We start from the raw sequence: 17,699 nt of genomic DNA, 5'->3' as shown, positions 1-17,699 counted from the left end.
GTTGCTGCCGTGACATGTGCCATCAATCGCGACTCTGCAAGTCCTTTATCCGCGATTCAGGCCTGCGTCACACCAAGCGGCAAGGTAATCTCGACGCATAGCCCTCGTCCGGGCGCGTTATGGAGATCGACCTTCCCTCCTGCGCGTCCGACCTCGCGAGTGACGATGGCCAGGCCAAGCCCCATCCCGCCTGTTGCGCGAGAGCGCGATCCTTCCACGCGGTAAAAAGCCGAAAGAACCTTTTCGAGCTCGGCCTCGGGAATACCCGGACCGTCATCGACGACCGAGATCAGCGCCGTTTTTCCATCGGTCCGCAGGGTGACATGAGCATCCCCACCGTAATTGCAGGCATTATCAATCAGGTTTGCGAAGACACGCTTGATCGCCAGAGGGCGTACCAGCGCATAGCACCGGTCTGGGCCCTCATAGCTCGTATCCCTGCCGCGATCGCTCTGGGAGTCGAGCAACGTGTTCAGAATGGCCACGAGATCGACCTGCTTGACGGGCTCCGGGTCGAGATCACCCGCGAGGTAGGCGAGCACCCCGGTCACCATCGCCTCCATCTCGTCGATATCGGCTTCTATGGCTGCCTGGGTCTCCTCATCGTCCATGAAACCGGCACGTAAACGCAACCGGGCAAGCGGCGTGCGCAGATCATGGGAGACCGCTGCCAGGATCTCGGTCCTGTCATTGATCAGACGGCGGATACGATGCTGCATCTTGTTGATGGCTTTCGCCAGACCACGCACTTCGCGTGGTCCGCGCTCATCGACCATCGTCCATTGCATATCGTCGGATTTTGCGATGCTGTCCGCCACCTGCGCGAGCGCGCGCAGCGGCGTGCTTAGAGAACGCACGATCATGGCCGCAGCGATAGCAACTGCACCAGCGGTAATGGCCGCGGAGGCCAGCCCCCCAGTCATATGACGATGCTTCAGGATACCCGGCACGTTGAAGGCCAGAAGACTGCCATCGGCCAGTTGCAGCGTGCCATGAATGCTCGAGGAGTCAGCCCGATCCGCCCATACATGGATATTGGCTTTCCCGAGATCGCGATCGTTTGCAATCAGGCTGTCTTCGACGCGGCGCAGGCGATGCGGCTGGTCCAGATCGATCGGCTGGTTGGCCGAACGCCACGCCACGCTGATCCCGTTATCTGAAAGAAGCGCCCCCAAAAGGCCGCGCTGGCTTATGGGGGTCGTGCGCAGCACGCGCAGATCGGTGCTCAGTTCCTCTGCCAGCTGGGTGATCCGGCTGTCATCATCGATATAGGTCTCGGCCTCTTCGTAAAAAAAGGCACTTGCGACAAACACCAGTATGACGGCTGCCAGAAGGACAACGCTGACACGCCCCACCAGACCCACTGGCCAGAGACGAATGATCCGGGGCGTGCCTCCCCCACCCAGAGAAAACGGCATTCGGCCTCAGACGCGCTCGACTTCGGCGACAAAGATATAGCCGAGACCACGGACCGTACGGATCAGGGCATCGGCGTCAGCGCCGAGCTTGCGACGCAGGCGGCTCACCAGAACGTCGATGCTGCGATCCGACACGTCACCGAGGCGCGTGCGAGACAGCTCGAGCAAACGGTCACGGGCGATGACGCGCTGCGGATTATCCAGGAAGCTTGTGAGCAGGTCATGCTCTGCGCCAGAGATATCGACGACGGCACCAGACGGGTCCGTCAGTTCGCGACGACGCAGATCGAGCTTCCACCCGGCAAACAGGATCGTTTCCTTGCGTGAAACCTCGGTTGGTGCCGCGCCCTGACCACGACGGAGCACGGCGCGGACCCGGGCCAGCAGCTCACGCTGACCGAAGGGCTTCGCCACGTAATCATCGGCGCCGATTTCGAGGCCGAGAACACGATCACGTTCCTCGCCTCGGGCAGAGACCATGATGATTGGAGTCTGGGCCAGCGGAGCTTCGCCCGGATGATTCGTTCCCTGACCGTTACGGATGGCGCGGCAGAGCTCGACACCGCTGGTCTTGGGAAGCATGACGTCCATGACGAGGAGATCGACAGGACCGACAGCGAGAGCGTCCCACATTTCATCGCCAGAGGCGACGCTGCGGACCCGGAAGCCGTCACCCTGAAGGGCACGCTGAATGAGGGTTCGCATGCCGGGATCGTCTTCAACGATAAGGATACGAGCCGGCAGGTCGGGAGCGGTAGGTACTGTCGTCATTATCCCATCGATCATGCTGTGGTAAACGAGATTTGATACAATCTATGTCTCAAATCGCGCAAGAACAACCTTCTCGATGGGGTTTGCGACGCATTACCTCATTTTGATGGTTTGGAGATCAGAAGGGTCCAGAGCTGGGCCAGATCCTGGGCACCATGATCACCGTGGACGTCGGCGAAGGTCTTGATCGCGTCATCCTTGCGACCACCATCCATCTGCGCCATGCCATATTGCAGCTTGGCGCCTTCAGGCGCGACGGGCTTCTTGGCGAGGCCTTCACGCATGAGGGCCAGACCTGCGTCCACCTGTCCGTCCAGAACGAGATTATACCCGGCCGTCAGCGAAGGTGCCGCGTTGGGCAGCTTGCGTGCCGCTTCGGCGTCCGCTGTCAGGCTCGCCTTGGTTTCGGCTGCGCGCTTCACCACCATCGCCTTGAGGCGGGCCTCGCGGGCCGCACCGGCATCCTTGCCGAGCGCACCGCTGGCATAGGCCTGGTTCATGAGGTTGAGCCCGAGCTGGGGCAGACCGCCCTGCACGGCGCGTTCGACCATGTCCATGTAATCCGACGGCTCTTTCAGCACGCCGGTAGCCATACGCAGACGCTCAAGATTGAAGGTGAGTGCATCAGGCATCTGCGGATCGGCCGCAAGATTGTGAATCAGCATCGCCCAGTAATCGGGCTTGGAATAATACTTGGCCAAGAGCACATAGGCATGCGTCTCGTTGGCTGAGTCTTTCATCTGGTGATAGCAGGTTGCCAGGAACTGAAGCTGGTTCTCGGCCGGAACATGCTTCGCCTTGATCTCGGCGTTGATCTGATCCTGCTGGACGCGCGCTGCGTTCTTGTAGTCCTGCTGCAGATAATAGGACTGGACCAAGAGAGTCTGCATCTGGGGATTAGGTCCCGCGATCTTCAGATAGCGCTCGATCGCCGGAACGGCTTGTGCATAGTCCTTGGCGTTATAGGCCATCGTCGCATTGGCCATCAGCATCTGCTGTTTCGCGGCCGCCGGAGTGCGCGGCGACGCGATGAGCACGTCGTAGGCCTTGGATGCAGCAGCCACATCGCCCGACGAAGCCGCAACGGCCGCGCGCATCTGGGCGATGGTGTATTTCTCGTAATCGGTCTTCCCCGGTACCGCGTCGGCGGTGTTCACCGCACTCATGGCCTTGGCGTAGTTCTTAGCGCCCAGAGCAGTTTGCGCATCCTGCAGGGGCTTGCCGACCTTGGCGCTCAGCTGGTCTTCAGCGTGAGCAACCGTAATCAGGCTGGACCCGATGACCGGAACGAAAGAGGAGGCCGCCAGAAGCGAGCTGGCAACCAGGAGGGCGCGAGAACAACGGGGAAAACGCACTTACTGTCCTTCCATGAACTGGTCTTGACCCACGATACCGAGCTTGGTGATGCCAAGACGCTGCGCGTCAGCAAGCACATGGGCCACAGTCTTGTAGTCTGCCAGGCGATTCGGGTGAATATGCATCTCAGGCTGATCGGGCATGTTGGCCGCGTTCATGAAGCGCGCCTGAAGATCGGCCTCGGAGGAGACGGGTTCGCCATTCCAACTGATGGAATTGTCGAAATCGACCGCAACGGTGACAACCTTGGGCTCTTCGGTGCTGGGCGGCGGATTGCCCTGCGGCAGGTCCAGCGCGACCGAATGCGTCTGAAGCGGGATGGTGATGATCAGCATGATGAGCAGCACGAGCATGACGTCGATCAGGGGCGTCGTGTTGATATCGACGATGCCCTCGTCTTCATGCGTGCTGTCGGATCCAACGCTCATGGCCATGAGGGAACTCTCCAACAGGCGGAAAGCCGGCCAAGACCGGCATCCGGGAAAAACGGAGCCGGAGTGCCCTGCCGCCTCGCGGGGTCGGCACGGCACTCCTGAAGCGGGGTCCTGACCGAAATCAGGAGTGAGGCTGCTCGGTGATGAAATCGATGCGATAGATGCCAGCTTCCTGACACGTCGCAACAATCTTGCCGACAGCTTCGTAACGGGCCTTGCCGTCGCCCCGGATCTGGATCTGGGGCTGGGGCTTGATGACCGCGACCTTCTCGAGACGATCGAGCAGATCCTGATGACCACGCAATGGAACTTCGTTCCAGTACGCCTGACCACTCGCCGTGACCGCCAGGACGATATTGCCTGGCTTGGTCTGGGTCGGCTGGTTGGCGTCGCGTGGCAGCTGCACCTTCACGGAATGCGTCGCAACCGGGATGGTGATCAGGAAGATGATGAGAAGAACAAGCATGACGTCGACGAGCGGCGTCGTGTTGATCGCCGAAACGACTTCGTCTTCTTCACCACCCCCACCGACGTTCATTGCCATGATCAGGCAACTCGCGAGCTGGTGGTCGTGGTCGTCGGGCTGTGATCAACGCTTACCGTCGGGGCAACACCGTGACGGAAGCCACCCAGCAGCACGGACTGGACGTCGGCAGCGAAGTTGCGCACGCGGTCCATGGCACCCTTGTTGCGGCGAACGAGCAGGTTGTAGCCAAGAACGGCCGGAACGGCGGTAGCAAGACCGATAGCCGTCATGATGAGCGATTCACCAACCGGGCCGGCAACCTTGTCGATCGAGGCCTGGCCTGCAATGCCGATGGCGGTCAGAGCGTGATAGATACCCCAGACGGTACCGAACAGACCAACGAACGGCGAGGTCGAACCCACGGTGCCGAGGAAGGCAAGGCCACCCTGCAGACGCGTGTTGATGGTGTCGACCGAACGCTGAACGGACATGGCGGTCCAGCTATGCAGGTCGATGGCGTCGCGCATCGAGCCTTCATGATGCTCTGCAGCAACGATACCCGTCTCTGCGATGTAGCGGAACGGCGAGGCCGGCTTCAGGGCAGCAGCGCCTTCCTGAACGGTCGGCTTGGTCCAGAATTCACGGGCAGCTTCCTTCGAAGCAGCGAAGACCTTGGACTGCTCCAGGAACTTCGTGACCATGATGATCCAGGTACCAGCGGACATGATCACCATGATGATCAGAACGCCACGAGCGATGGCATCACCGTTCGACCAGAGCGCGCTCAGGCCATACGGATTTTCCTGCGACTTCGGCGCGGTGGCTTCGGCAGGCGCCTCAGGAGCCGGGGCTGCAGCGTCGGGAGCCGGAGCGGCCGGGGCGGCGGCATCGGGTGCCGGAGCGCCAGCAGCAGGAGCAGCGGCGTCAGGAGCCGGAGCGGCGGGAGCAGCAGGAGCGGCGGCATCAGGGGCTGCAGGAGCAGGCGCGCCCTGTGCCGGAGCGGCGGCGTCGGGAGCAGGAGCGGCAGGCTGGGCAGCCGGCGTTTCCTGGGCAAGAGCAACGGCCGGCACGACCACACCTTGCGCCACGGCAAGCGTGACTGCCAGGGCCGGGGCGGCGAGAGCGGGAAGGCGGAACAGTCTCGTCATTAACTCCAAATCCTCTGAAAAAGAGCCCCTTCTAGAAGGACTCTGGCAGTGCCGGCACGCTCACGGGCGGGCGCGGCTTGGTTTCTCACTATCCGGGGCGTGGAGGCTGCCTGCCCCCTGCCCCGCTGGGAGCCGGGGCGTATCAGGCCCCTTTTCCCGTCATTCCTCTGTGCGACCGGGTGCTTGGTCCCGGTCGCGCCGCACTCAGTCATCACCCAAGGTGAAGTTGATGTGCAGCGTATGATGGTGCTCGACCACCGGCTGTCCGTTCGTAACCGCAGGCTGGTAACGGGCCTTGCGGAGGAACTCCATGGCGGCTTCGACGAAGGCGTGGCCGCCGGTCGAATTGGTCACCTGACAGTTCGATGTACGGCCATCCGTGCCGATATCGCAGGCCACCGTGACACTGCCTTCACGGTTTTCTTCCAGCATCTCCTCGGGGAAGACCGGACGGGCACCGTTGATCGGCGAGGCACCGGCCGAGTGATCCGGTACAGGCGGGCCCGGAGGCGCTGCGGGAGCGGGCGGTGCATTATTGGCTGGCGGCACAGGTGCCGGCGGCTTCTCATGCGTGACCTGCTTGATCACATGCTTCTGTGGCGGCGGCTGAATCTGGATCTTCGGCGGCGGTATGTACGGCGGCGGCGGCGTCGTCATCTGCGGCGGCGGCGGCGGTGGCGGCGGCGGCGGCGGCTTCTTCGGTTCCGTGATGATCTTCGTCTTGATCGGCGGATGGAACTGTTCGACGATCTTCGAACCCAATCCGTTCACCAAGGCGTAAATCACAACGATGTGGAAGAGCACAGCGATTGCGATGCCGACGATGTACTTCGTCGGGCGTCGCTCCTGCTCGGCGTAGTTCATCGGTTGTGTCACTCCAAACCCTCTGTCCTGAGCCCCACACCTCTCTTGGCGAGAGGGGCGGACCGACTTGTCATTATCGCAACCGCCCCATGCGACTTGCGTTCCGGTCAGGCGTCAGTCTGGCCGACACATCCCGAAATGTTTACCATGCTCCCAGCGCATGGCTCCCGTGCAAATTGGGCAAAGGTGAGGCATTGCTGTCAAGTCAGTTTCGTTTCGTTCATGCCATTTTCCGGTCGGCAACGGATTGCATACCAGCGACACGACACTTTGAGACACAGTGAAACGGAACATTAATTCACTGCAAGAGTAATATTTATGAAACGCGCAAAAAGGGGCTGAAAGTCTTGCGCTGCAAGAGATTCAGCCCCTTGTGCCACCTCAGCCCTATTGAGCGTTGGCGCTGGCCTCGGAACGCGTTGCGCCAACGCGTTGAGCCAGGGCAGCGGACATGAAATCGTCCAGCGCCCCATCGAGAACAGCGTCGGGATTACCCTTCTCGACGCCGGTACGCAGGTCTTTCACCAACTGGTACGGTGCCAGAACGTAGGAGCGGATCTGGTGCCCCCAGCCGATATCGGTCTTTGCCGCCTCGGTCTGGGCCGCTGCCGCCTCACGCTTCTGCAGTTCCGCCTCGTATAGCCGCGCCTTCAGCATCTGCATGGCCGTAGCCCTGTTGCGATGCTGCGAGCGATCGGTCTGGCAAGCCACCACGATTCCGGTCGGGATGTGCGTGATGCGAATCGCCGAATCGGTCTTGTTGACGTGCTGCCCACCCGCGCCAGAGGCGCGGAACGTATCGACCTTCAGATCGCCGTCATTGACCTCGATCTCGATCGTGTCATCCACCACAGGATAGACCCAGACAGACGCGAAGGAGGTCTGGCGTCGTGCTGCGGCATCGAAGGGCGAGATACGGACCAGACGGTGCACACCGGCTTCGGTCTTGAGCCAGCCATAGGCGTTGGCACCAGTCACCAGAAGCGTCGCAGACTTGATGCCAGCCTGCTCGCCCTCGCTGGTCTCCATGATCGTCACCTTGTAGCCACGCTGTTCGGCCCAGCGCGTATACATGCGCAGCATCATTTCGGCCCAGTCCTGGGCCTCCGTGCCACCGGCTCCCGCATTGACCTCGATATAGCAGTCATTGCTGTCCGCCTCACCCGAGAGCAGGCTCTCGATCTGACGCGCATTCGCCTGCTCGGCCAGTTTGCGCAGGGTCGCGACCGCCTCGGCGACCGTGTCTTGGTCCTGCTCGTCCTCGGCTAGTTCGACCAGTTCGAGCATATCGGCAGTGTCCTGCTCGATCTTTTCAACACCCTCGATCTGCGTGGCCAGCAGCGTTCGCTCGCGCATCAGCTTCTGAGCGGCATCGGCATCATTCCAGAGATCGGGATCTTCTACGCGGTGATTGAGTTCGGCGAGGCGTGTCTGTGCTGCATCCCAGTCAAAGATGCCTCCTCAGCAGTGCCACCGACTGCTTGATCTGCTCCGATAGGGCCTCGGTTTCGGCCGACATGATTCATGCTCCTGCGTGTTGGATGCGTCTCAATAAAGGCCGCCCATGCCAATGTCACCCTGTGGCTGGGCATTAGGGGCCTGTTGTTTCTTCGGGGCACCGGAATTTTCGGCCCCCGCTTCGCCCAGACCGGCCTGGCTGGATGCACCCGCCATATCGGTCTCGGTGTCATACAGATCGGTCCCGGTATCGGCCGCCGTAAGTGCCTCGGTACCCGCCCCGAAGCCCTGCAACGCGATACTCATACCTGGCACCTGATCGGCCTTGAAGCCATCGACAGCCATCAGGCGGCCCGTGTCATAGCGCGCCAGTGTCACCCCCTCGGGAACGCGGAAACGGAGTTCCGGACGTCCCTCAAGCGCCACCTTCATGAAGCGGTTCCAGATAGGGCCGGCAATGCGCCCTCCGGTTTCGCTCTTGCCAAGCGATTGCGGTGTGTCGAACCCGACCCAGACCACGGTGACAATATCGGGGGTGAACCCGGCAAACCACGCATCGCGGAAGTCCTGACTGGTGCCGGTCTTGCCTGCGATCTCACGCGTGATGCCTTGTCCTGCGATCGTGCCGGTGCCGCGCTTGATCACGTCCTGCATCATGGCCGTGATCTGATAGGCACTGGCAGCACTCGCCACTTGACGCCTTTTGTCCTGAACCTGGGGTACCTCGATGCTGCCAGGCGTGGAAGCACTGACAGGCGGGGTTGCAGCGGGCTGAGCCGGGGAAACAGTACCGGGAGCCCCCGATGCCGCGGCGGGTTGAGCAGCCGCAGGCGGCATGGCTGGCGCGATCACGGCCGTCTGGTTGGGGGCCTGCAAGGTTGTCCCCAGGCTCAGCCCCTCAGGCTTCCACAGAACCGTCCCATCACGATCGAGCACGGCATCGATGAGGGACGGCGTGACCAGCTTGCCGCCGGAGGCGATGGTAGCATACGCCCCGGCCTCGCGCAGGACGGTCGTCTCGACCGCACCCAGGGCGGCGGGGAGCACATGGGGCATCTGATCGACGAGGCCGATCGAGATGGCCATATCAGCCACCGATTTCATGCCAAGATGCGCAGCAAGGCGGATCGTCACCAGGTTGCGGCTCTCACGCAGCGCGTCGTGCAGCGTCGTGGGGCCCCAGTTATCTTCCTCGTAGTTCTTCGGATGCCAGTCCCCATAGGACACCGGGGCATCGTCAAACTTCTCGGACGGGGGGATACCCTGCTCCATGGCATCGAGATAGACGAAGGGCTTGAAGGACGACCCCGGCTGACGCAGTGCCTGGGTGGCGCGATTGAACTGCGATTCCTTGAAGGACCAACCGCCGACCATGGCCAACACGCGTCCGGTGCGGGCATCGAGGCTGACAAGGGCCCCTTCGACCTTCGGAACCTGACGCACGGCCACACGTCCGGAATCAGCCTGGGGCTCGATCATGATCACATCACCCGCAGCCAGGCCGCCTGCACTGCGCATCCAGCCCAGATCCTTGGGCAGAACCTGCCCTTCCTGCGCGGAGCCTTTCGATACCCAACCCACGCGCCCCTGAGCCGGGTTCAGCACCACGGCCAAGCGCCACTGATCGATCATGCCCGCAGGCGGCGTCACATCCTTGAGCGCTGCCACCCAGCTTTCACCTGCAATCGCGTCATGCAGTTTCGCGACGGGGCCGCGCCAGCGGCTATGCGCGCGGTCATACTCCATCAATCCCTGGCGCAGGCTCAGCGTGGCGGCATCCTGCAGCTTGCGGTCGAGGCTGGTGTGAACCTCAAGCCCGCCCTGCATGGCCCGATCGGGGCCGTAGCGATCAATCAGCTGGCGGCGTACCTCACTGCCAAACCATTCGGCATTGGGCAGCGGACCGAAGCGCACGGCGTCATGAGGAATGAGAGGCTCTTTCTGCCCGGCCTCGGCCGCCTCACGCGAGATGGCATGGATCTCGGCCATGCGATCCAGCACCCAGTTGCGTCGCTCTATGGCGCGCTCGGGATGGCGATACGGGTTGTAATTGGCTGGTGACTTGGGGAGCGCGCCCAGAAACGCGGCTTCGGCATCAGTCAGCTGATCGAGAGGCTTGTTGAAATAGGTCTGTGCCGCCGCCGCCACGCCATAGGCGCCATTCCCGAGATAGATACCGTTCAGATAGATCTCGAGAATCTTGTCCTTGCTCAGCGTCTGCTCGATGCGCAGGGCAAGAAGCGCCTCCTTCTCCTTGCGCTCCAGCGTGCGGGCGTTGCTGTTGAGCAGCATGTTGCGCGCCACCTGCTGGGTGATCGTCGAGGCGCCCAAGGCGCGCTTGCTGCGATGAGTCAGATTGGTCAGCTCGGCACGAATGATCGCCAGAGGATCAAGGCCGGCATGGGTGTAGAAATTCTGGTCCTCAGGCGCGATGAAGGCATTCTTGACACGCTCGGGAATGGCATTGATCGGCACATAGATGCGTCGCTCGGCTGCCAGCTCGGCCATGATGCGGTCGTCGCCCGTGTAGATCCGGCTGACCGTGGGCGGCTGATAGGTCTTGAGCGTGTCGACGCTTGGCAGATCGAAAGCGATCCGCTCATATTGGTGCCAAATGAACAGGCCTGAGCCCGCAACACCCACCAGTACGATGCCTGCCGCAATGGCAAGGCCCTGACGCCAGCGCCGGAAGCGTGGTCCTCTCGGGGGCTGACGCCCCCCCTCCGGCCCCCTGTGTCCCCCAAGAGGTGTACGCCCGTCATTCCCGCCGCCTGAGGCGACAGAGAACCAGATCAGGGGAAACTCCGAGGAGGAAAGGGCGGTCGAGGCGTGGATCATGAATGCAAACTAGCATTGTCTTGAGGCGCCGTCGCCCCCCTCTCCCGGGGCAGAAACACCCGGTGACAAAAGGGGAAGAGACGGATCGCGACCGGCACGATAGCGACGGCACGGCCAGGCGCCGCTAGGCGCATATGGCGGCGATGACCGTCATCGCCGTCATGAAGGCGCCAGATCGCACAGTAGAGCTCCGAGCCTTCGCGGGCGCTTCGCTCCTCCCGCGTTTTCAGCCGGCGCGCGTGAGAGGCGCGCGTGGCGTTTCCTCCAGGGAATAAGGCCCTGCAGACAGGATTTCGAGCGACAGAAGACGATGTTCGCTTCCCTCGTCAGCAGGGAGAGAGAGATAGGCACTCCCCGCAGTCCAGCGCGCCGTATCACGCGCGCGCGCATGCCACCCCTTGAACTCCTGATGGGTCAGATGATCACGGATTTCCTCGATCTTGCCCGACGCGAAGTGGAGGATCTGTCCGATCTCGACCCCCAGCCTGCGCCTGTCGTCCACAAACGGGCCGGTCACGTCGCAAGGGCGCGAGGCACGCGAGCGGATGAGTACCGATCTGGCAGAAAACGGCAGAATGAAAACATGCTTCTTGCCTGCCACACGCACGGGACGCAGGATCGTGCCATCATCGCATTCAAGATGCAGATCGGCTTCATGGGTCGGATTGCGCTCACCGACCTCCGTCAGGCCAGCCCGTGCCGCGATGGCGCGCCAGACGGTTTCGATCGTCTCACGGTCACGTGCAAGCGGCGCGGCGGCGTCTGTGTCCCAGCTCAGATGGCGGGGCGTCAGGATGGGCGCGCTGGACTGGCAATCATACAAGGCGCGATTGCCGGTATCGAGATAACTTTCGGAAGATGCCCCCTCCGCCAGAACCACGGAATGAGCCTCTGTCTCGAAATGAAAGTAGTCGAAGGCGCGCCGCGTGCGGTCGAACGCGATGGAATGGCCGTTCACGAGCTGGCGCGCCGGGATGAAGTGCCCCCCCACCAGGAGGCAGTGCTCTGCCGTGACATAGAGATCGCGCTCCGGCACCACGCCGTCCAGCGCTCCCTTGCGGATGCACACAGGATAACCTGCACGATCATCCTCAAGCTCTGTATCGACCGTGCAATGCCCGCGCCCGGTCCAGGTGATCTGGCTTTTGGACAATCCGGCTATGGTGATCCGGTCGGACAGCATTTCACTGGCGCCGTTGAATCCCGTGATCATCGTAGTGGGCAAGGCCCCGGCAGAAACGGTCATTTCGGCATACCCAGCGCCTGCCAGATTGATCGTCCCACCGACCGTTCCATTCAGAACTGCCGAACCACCCGCCTGCACGCTGACCGTGCCGACAATCTGACCTCCCCCGGAAATGGCGATCGTGGCCCCCGAGGCCACGGTGCGATCATGGGCCGCACCGGCAAAGACGTTTTCGAGCGCCCCCTGACCGGTCAGGGTTCCGCCGGAAATATAGCCCGAATTGGTGATCGTGCCATTCAGGACCGTGCCGTTTCCGCATTTGAGATAGGCGCCATCCTGTACGGTGCTATTCGAAACCGTGCCGCCTCCGGTCACGATGACATTGGCATTGCCTCCAATAGAGGAACTGATGATCTTGCCGCTGCCATTGACCATAATACCGCCGCCATTGATACTCTCGCCCTGGATAAGGCCGCCATCCTGAACCGTGACCACGCAATTCGTGATGGAGCCATACCAGAGCGCCCCACCCCCCTGAACAATGATCGTCATCCCGTTCCAGGGATAGGTATTAGTGATACCAGAACTAATAATCGTTGGATTCGGCATGATCTTAACCTTCTACGGGTTATTTTGTTTGCGAATTGAGATCATGCCGACCTGACAATCGAAAGTTAAAACCGCCCCCCTCACGTTAATCGACATTAAAGTTAACGCCGTATTGAAAACTCTATTTTATTGTTGCCGCCCCTGAACACCTGACGCCCGTGAGTCAGCCCCACTCCACTCGCTGAAAACTCTGAACGACCGGGGATTGAAGGCAGGATCTGTTGGAGCACAGGGGTCTCGGAGACGACGCGAACGCCGCCTCTTTATGATCACGCTGAGCGTCGGAGCGATGCAGAGCCTGTGCACAACACCGCCGTGTCGGGTCAGGAGGTAGCGGCGCCCTGTACACCGACCTGAAGCATGTAGAGCGCGCTGCCCGCGCACATGACGAGGTGATCTCGCTTCGGCCCGGCGAAGGTCAGGTTGGAGCAGCCCTGAGGCAGACGGATACGCCCAAGCAGCACACCTTGCGGGCTGAAAACGAACACACCGCACAAACCGAGCGGGCCGGTCACACCGCACCAGAGATTGCCGAAAACGTCGGCCCTGAAACCATCAGGATTCATTTGCGCGCCATGAAAACGCATGTCGGCAAAAACACGTCCGTTTGTCAGATTATCGCCCTGAACGTCAAAAACATGGATGGCCTGATCGCCGCCTTTCTTCTGTCCCGGCCCGGCCGGGGTCGAAGCGATGTAGAGCTTTTTGAAATCGGGGGAGAAAGCCAGACCATTGGGGCAGGTCACATCCTTCTCGAGCAGCACGGCCTTGAGCGTCCCATCGGGCGCGAGACGGAACACGTGGTCCTGCTGACGGCGCACACCGCCGATCTCACCAATCAGCTCGCGACCAATCTTCCAGCGTATCTTGCCATCGGGATTAGTCGGGCCTCCCGGCTCATCGGCATGGCCTTCCGAGATATTCGTGCCATAGCCTGGATCCGTAAACCAGACGCTGCCATCGGGATGCGGCACGACATCATTGGGGGAGTTGAGCCCCTTGCCTTCGAACTTGTCGGCCAGTGTCGTGACGCTGCCGTCATGCTCGAAACGCACCACGCGGCGGAAGAAGCCTTCACAGGTGATGAGGCGTCCCTGGAAATCAAAGCAATTGCCATTGGCTGCATAAGAATCAGGGCGGAACTGCGTGACCTCGCCGGTCTCCCAGATATAGCGCAGCGCCTTTGACTGGACGACGTCGCTGAAAACGAGATAACGCCCCTCGCTGCTCCAGGCAGGCCCCTCTACCCAGTCCCCCTTGTCATAGATACGGCGTATCGGCGCTGCGAAATAGGTCAGACCACTGAAGGAAGGATCCAGCGCGATCACATCGGGATCGGGGAAATAGGCCGGACCGGCTGCAGCGCCCCACTGGCGGGGCGGCTGACTGATCACACTGGGCGGGGTCGCGATAACCTCGGACGCGGCGCGTGCCGGCATCGCCGCGCAGGCGGCGCCACCCAGGGCAGTAGCCAGAAACCCTCTGCGGGCGAGGGGGGTCTTGAAGTCCATCTTGTCGTCCTGTGACCATCTTGTGGGATTGCATCCTAGACTGCAACGTTTCACGCTGCGTCACGGATGATGTGAGTTTTGTATCAAGTTATTGTCAGCAACCCCGGCCTGTCTCGCGCGTGTCTGTTCCATCCTATACTGAGGCAACGCCACGCATTGACTCGCTCCGTCAGGGCGGTGTCACCTCACATCAACTCCCTGTCGCCAGATCAAGGACCCGAGTTCCCATGACCTCTGTCAGCCCCCTCGCCGGCAAGACGCTGGACAAAAACGCCCTTGCCGATATCCCGGCCCTGATCAGCGCCTATTATAATCGCAAGCCAGACCCCGCCATCGCTGCACAGCGCGTCGCTTTCGGAACCTCGGGGCATCGTGGCTCCTCCCTCCATACAAGCTTCAACGAGAATCATATCCTGGCCATCGCCGAAGCCATCTGCCGTTATCGCAAAGACAAGGGAATCGATGGCCCGCTTTTCATCGGCATCGACTCCCATGCGCTTTCTGCCCCGGCACAGCGCTCCGCCATCGAGGTCTTTGCGGCTCATGGTGTCGAGGTCCGCATCGATTGTCATGACCGTTTTACCCCGACACCGGTCGTGTCCCACGCCATCCTGACTTATAACAAGGGTCGCGGCACCGGTCTTGCCGATGGCGTGGTCATCACCCCATCGCATAATCCGCCTGTCGATGGCGGTTTCAAATACAACCCTCCCCATGGTGGCCCAGCCGATACCGACATCACCAAGCTGGTGCAGGACCAGGCCAATGCCTTCCTGAGCGCGGGGCTCGAGGACGTGCATCGCCTCCCCTATGAGGAGGCCCGCAAGGCCGATTGCGTGCGTGGCCATGACTTCATCACGCCTTATGTGGATGATCTGGGTGCCGTGATCGATATGGACGCCATTCGCGGATCCAGCATCCGTATCGGCATCGACCCGCTGGGCGGCGCAGCACTCGACTACTGGCCGGCCATCATCAAGCGCTATGACCTGAAAGCCACCATTGTCAGCGATGAGCTCGACCCGGCTTTCGGCTTCATGACCGCAGACTGGGACGGACAGATCCGTATGGATTGCTCTTCCCCGTATGCCATGGCGCGACTCATCGGCATGGGGTCACAGTTCGATGTCGCTTTTGCCACCGATACGGATGCCGATCGTCATGGCATCGTCTCGCGCCCTGTCGGGCTGATGAACCCCAATCATTATCTCGCCGTCGCCATCTGGTATCTCTTCAATAACCGTCCAGGCTGGAGCGCGAAGGCCAGGATTGGCAAGACGCTGGTCAGTTCCGCGCTGATCGACCGCGTGGCAGGCAAGATCGGCCGCGACGTCGTTGAAGTGCCGGTCGGATTCAAGTGGTTCGTCGATGGCCTGTATGACGGATCGCTGGGTTTTGGCGGAGAGGAAAGCGCGGGCGCCTCCTTCCTCCGTCGGGATGGAACGGTGTGGTCCACCGACAAGGACGGGCTGATTCTGGGTCTGCTGGCGGCTGAGATCACGGCCGTCACGGGCAAGACGCCCGCTGAACACTATGCCGACCTCACCGCTGAGCTGGGCGCGCCCTTCTATCAGCGCATCGATGCCGCAGCGAATCCTGCTCAAAAGGCCATCCTCTCGAAGCTGAGCCCCGAACAACTGCCGATGACCCATCTGGCAGGGGACGAGGTGCTCGCCAAGCTGACACGCGCACCAGGCAATGATGCGCCGATTGGGGGACTCAAGGTCACGACTGCCAATGGCTGGTTCGCTGCGCGTCCCTCAGGCACCGAGGATGTCTACAAGATCTATGCCGAGAGCTTTGTGAGCGAGGCCCATCTCAAGCAGATCCAGAGCGATGCACAGGCAGCCATCTCGGCTCTGTTCGTCGCCTGATCCCGGCGCTCTCTCGCGACCTGGACCGCGAGAGAGCTCTCCCCGCCCCTATGCGAGCCTCCCCGCAAAACTCCCTCGGGTCAGACACAGGAATACCGGGAACTCACCGCTCATCGATGCTACTCAAATAATCACGAATCCCGAACATAGAATATCCGGAACGCTGACAGCCTTGTTGACGTCTCCATGCGTTGCGCCTGTTATACTTTTCGTGAGCGCGTAGTCGGCGCAAATTCTTTTGGTGAGGCGGGTTTTCAATACCGCGGTAATGTGGACAATCCGCATCGTGAGTGCCCGTCCAGCGAATGGGGATGAGGGGATGAAACGATTTTTCCGCGCTCTCGGTGTCATGGCGGGTATTTCGGCATTTCTCGGAGCAGGCGCCAACGGCGCTCATGCCGCAGTCCGGGATCTAGCTGGAGACTGGCGCGGCATGCTCACGCTCAGACAGGGTATCTCTCTCCCTGTGGTGCTGCACCTTGCGGCACAGGGCGACATCCTGACCGCCACCATGGACAGCCCCGCCCAGGGGGCTTTCCATATTCCCGTGGAAACCGTGCGCCTCGACAGCCAGACCCTCACGCTCACCCTCCCTCGCCTCTCGGCGCGCTATGTCGCCAAGATCCGTGACGACAATCGGACTCTCGATGGGGAATGGTCACAGCGGAACAACTCCCTGCCGCTGATAATGACGCATGGCGCAGCCGAAGAGGTCCAGAAACGCCCGCAAATACCCAAGCCGCCCTTCCCATATCGCAGCGAGGAGGTGAGTTTCGACAATCCTTCCGGACCGGCTCATCTGGCTGGTACGCTCACCCTCCCCCAGGGCAAGGGACCCTTTCCTGCCGTTCTGCTTATCACGGGATCCGGCTTGCAGGATCGCGATGAGACGGCGTTCGGCCATAGGCCTTTTCTTGTTTGGGCAGACACGCTGACGCGAAAGGGTATTGCTGTGCTGCGCGTCGATGACCGCATGAGAGGCGGCTCCACTGGACCGGTCGAGAGAGCCACCACACGGGATTTCGCGCAGGATACGGAGGCAGGACTGCGGTTCCTGCACAGCCACTCTGCCATCGATCCCAAACGCATCGGGCTGATGGGCCATAGCGAAGGGGGCACGATCGCCTCCATGATCGCCGCACACGACCCCGGTGTGGCCTCCATCGTCCTGCTCGAGGCGCCCCCGGTACCAGGGAGACCGATCATGCTCGCCCAGAGAGACTGGGCCATGAAGCAGAGTCAGGTACCTCAAGCCGTTGCCCGTGAGAGTGACAGGGACTTTATCGCCGTGATGGATGCCATGACGCCCGACCAGAGCCAGAAGGAGGCCGATCAGGCGGCAGATTCTGCATGGAACACAATAAAGGGAACGAAAACAGGGCTTCCTGCAGATATGCGAATCGTCACCATGCCCGCCATACGCTTCATGGATCGCTACGACCCCGCATCTGATCTGGCGCGGGTACGATGCCCGGTTCTGGCCGTGATTGGCAGCAAGGACCGTCAGGTTCCGGCCGATATTGCACTACCCGCTTTCCATCGGGCTCTGGCCGCAAATCACCAGGCGCAAATCGTTGAGCTCCCCGGTCTCAATCATCTGCTGCAAAAGGCAGAAACGGGAAGTTCAGGGGAATATAGCCTGATCGAGGAGGATATCGACGCAAGTGCGCTCGACCTCGTCTCGGACTGGCTCAAGGCACAGCTTCATCCGTGATCTCCGGAGCCCGCATGGGGCCAAGCAGTCATACGGCGAGCGTATAGCCTTC

At 61.4% G+C, this 17,699-nt stretch carries 13 protein-coding genes; 2 read left to right on the top strand and 11 right to left on the bottom strand.

All coding sequences use genetic code 11. The features are described from left to right. Positions 1–56: 56 nt before the first annotated feature. The 11 genes from WFJ47_RS05140 to WFJ47_RS05090 form a co-directional block, all read right to left on the bottom strand. Positions 57–1,418, bottom strand: coding sequence for an ATP-binding protein (locus WFJ47_RS05140; protein ID WP_127103114.1), 1,362 nt, complete (start codon positions 1,416–1,418; stop codon positions 57–59). Between the two features lie 6 nt (positions 1,419–1,424). Next, on the bottom strand, positions 1,425–2,189 hold the full coding sequence (locus WFJ47_RS05135) for a response regulator (RefSeq protein WP_127103115.1): 765 nt from the start codon (positions 2,187–2,189) through the stop codon (positions 1,425–1,427). A gap of 98 nt (positions 2,190–2,287) precedes the next feature. Beyond that, positions 2,288–3,544, bottom strand: a complete 1,257-nt coding sequence (locus WFJ47_RS05130) for a hypothetical protein (protein WP_336761323.1) — start codon at positions 3,542–3,544, stop codon at positions 2,288–2,290. Beyond that, positions 3,545–3,979 carry a biopolymer transporter ExbD gene (locus WFJ47_RS05125; RefSeq protein ID WP_127103116.1) on the bottom strand — a complete coding sequence of 145 codons (435 nt, stop codon included), beginning with the start codon at positions 3,977–3,979 and terminating at the stop codon, positions 3,545–3,547. A 121-nt stretch (positions 3,980–4,100) separates the two neighbouring features. Then, complete coding sequence (locus WFJ47_RS05120) at positions 4,101–4,523, bottom strand: biopolymer transporter ExbD (RefSeq protein WP_336761320.1); 423 nt, start codon at positions 4,521–4,523, stop codon at positions 4,101–4,103. A gap of 2 nt (positions 4,524–4,525) precedes the next feature. Continuing rightward, the gene (locus tag WFJ47_RS05115) at positions 4,526–5,593 is read right to left on the bottom strand and encodes a MotA/TolQ/ExbB proton channel family protein (protein WP_127103117.1); all 1,068 of its coding nucleotides are present in this window, start codon (positions 5,591–5,593) and stop codon (positions 4,526–4,528) included. Between the two features lie 204 nt (positions 5,594–5,797). Next, the gene (locus WFJ47_RS05110) at positions 5,798–6,457 is read right to left on the bottom strand and encodes an energy transducer TonB (protein ID WP_127103118.1); all 660 of its coding nucleotides are present in this window, start codon (positions 6,455–6,457) and stop codon (positions 5,798–5,800) included. Positions 6,458–6,844: 387 nt separating this feature from the next. After that, a protein-coding gene (gene prfB / locus WFJ47_RS05105; protein WP_122048714.1) for a peptide chain release factor 2 occupies positions 6,845–7,976 on the bottom strand; the annotation gives its coding sequence in 2 pieces (ribosomal slippage) (positions 6,845–7,906 and positions 7,908–7,976; 1,131 coding nt in all). Positions 7,977–8,005: 29 nt separating this feature from the next. Beyond that, the gene (locus tag WFJ47_RS05100; protein WP_127103119.1) at positions 8,006–10,753 is read right to left on the bottom strand and encodes a penicillin-binding protein 1A; all 2,748 of its coding nucleotides are present in this window, start codon (positions 10,751–10,753) and stop codon (positions 8,006–8,008) included. Between the two features lie 226 nt (positions 10,754–10,979). Next, positions 10,980–12,491: a Hint domain-containing protein gene (locus WFJ47_RS05095; RefSeq protein ID WP_336761315.1), complete on the bottom strand. Its 1,512-nt coding sequence runs from the start codon at positions 12,489–12,491 to the stop codon at positions 10,980–10,982. Between the two features lie 380 nt (positions 12,492–12,871). Beyond that, complete coding sequence (locus tag WFJ47_RS05090; protein WP_408868619.1) at positions 12,872–14,059, bottom strand: SMP-30/gluconolactonase/LRE family protein; 1,188 nt, start codon at positions 14,057–14,059, stop codon at positions 12,872–12,874. 227 nt (positions 14,060–14,286) lie between these two features. On the opposite strand from WFJ47_RS05090, the gene pgm reads away from it, so the two are divergent. After that, positions 14,287–15,933: a phosphoglucomutase (alpha-D-glucose-1,6-bisphosphate-dependent) gene (gene pgm / locus WFJ47_RS05085; protein ID WP_336761313.1), complete on the top strand. Its 1,647-nt coding sequence runs from the start codon at positions 14,287–14,289 to the stop codon at positions 15,931–15,933. Positions 15,934–16,252: 319 nt separating this feature from the next. Further along, positions 16,253–17,647 (top strand): alpha/beta fold hydrolase, encoded by a 1,395-nt coding sequence (locus WFJ47_RS05080; RefSeq protein ID WP_336761311.1) that lies wholly within the window; start codon positions 16,253–16,255, stop codon positions 17,645–17,647. Positions 17,648–17,699: the final 52 nt, after the last annotated feature.

The organism is Asaia sp. VD9 (assembly GCF_037150015.1).
GTDB lineage: Bacteria > Pseudomonadota > Alphaproteobacteria > Acetobacterales > Acetobacteraceae > Asaia.
This window is presented reverse-complemented; position numbering and strand designations above follow the sequence as displayed.

Bases quoted from the DNA above. Each gene is read 5' to 3' on its own strand.
- WFJ47_RS05125 (WP_127103116.1), bottom strand. From the start codon at position 3,979: ATGGCCATGAGCGTTGGATCCGACAGCACGCATGAAGACGAGGGCATC.
- WFJ47_RS05110 (WP_127103118.1), bottom strand. From the start codon at position 6,457: ATGAACTACGCCGAGCAGGAGCGACGCCCGACGAAGTACATCGTCGGC.
- pgm (WP_336761313.1), top strand. From the start codon at position 14,287: ATGACCTCTGTCAGCCCCCTCGCCGGCAAGACGCTGGACAAAAACGCC.
- WFJ47_RS05095 (WP_336761315.1), bottom strand. From the start codon at position 12,491: ATGACGATCATTGTTCAGGGGGGTGGGGCGCTCTGGTATGGCTCCATC.
- WFJ47_RS05115 (WP_127103117.1), bottom strand. From the start codon at position 5,593: ATGACGAGACTGTTCCGCCTTCCCGCTCTCGCCGCCCCGGCCCTGGCA.
- WFJ47_RS05140 (WP_127103114.1), bottom strand. From the start codon at position 1,418: ATGCCGTTTTCTCTGGGTGGGGGAGGCACGCCCCGGATCATTCGTCTC.
- WFJ47_RS05080 (WP_336761311.1), top strand. From the start codon at position 16,253: ATGAAACGATTTTTCCGCGCTCTCGGTGTCATGGCGGGTATTTCGGCA.
- WFJ47_RS05120 (WP_336761320.1), bottom strand. From the start codon at position 4,523: ATGGCAATGAACGTCGGTGGGGGTGGTGAAGAAGACGAAGTCGTTTCG.
- WFJ47_RS05135 (WP_127103115.1), bottom strand. From the start codon at position 2,189: ATGACGACAGTACCTACCGCTCCCGACCTGCCGGCTCGTATCCTTATC.
- WFJ47_RS05100 (WP_127103119.1), bottom strand. From the start codon at position 10,753: ATGATCCACGCCTCGACCGCCCTTTCCTCCTCGGAGTTTCCCCTGATC.
- WFJ47_RS05090 (WP_408868619.1), bottom strand. From the start codon at position 14,059: ATGGACTTCAAGACCCCCCTCGCCCGCAGAGGGTTTCTGGCTACTGCC.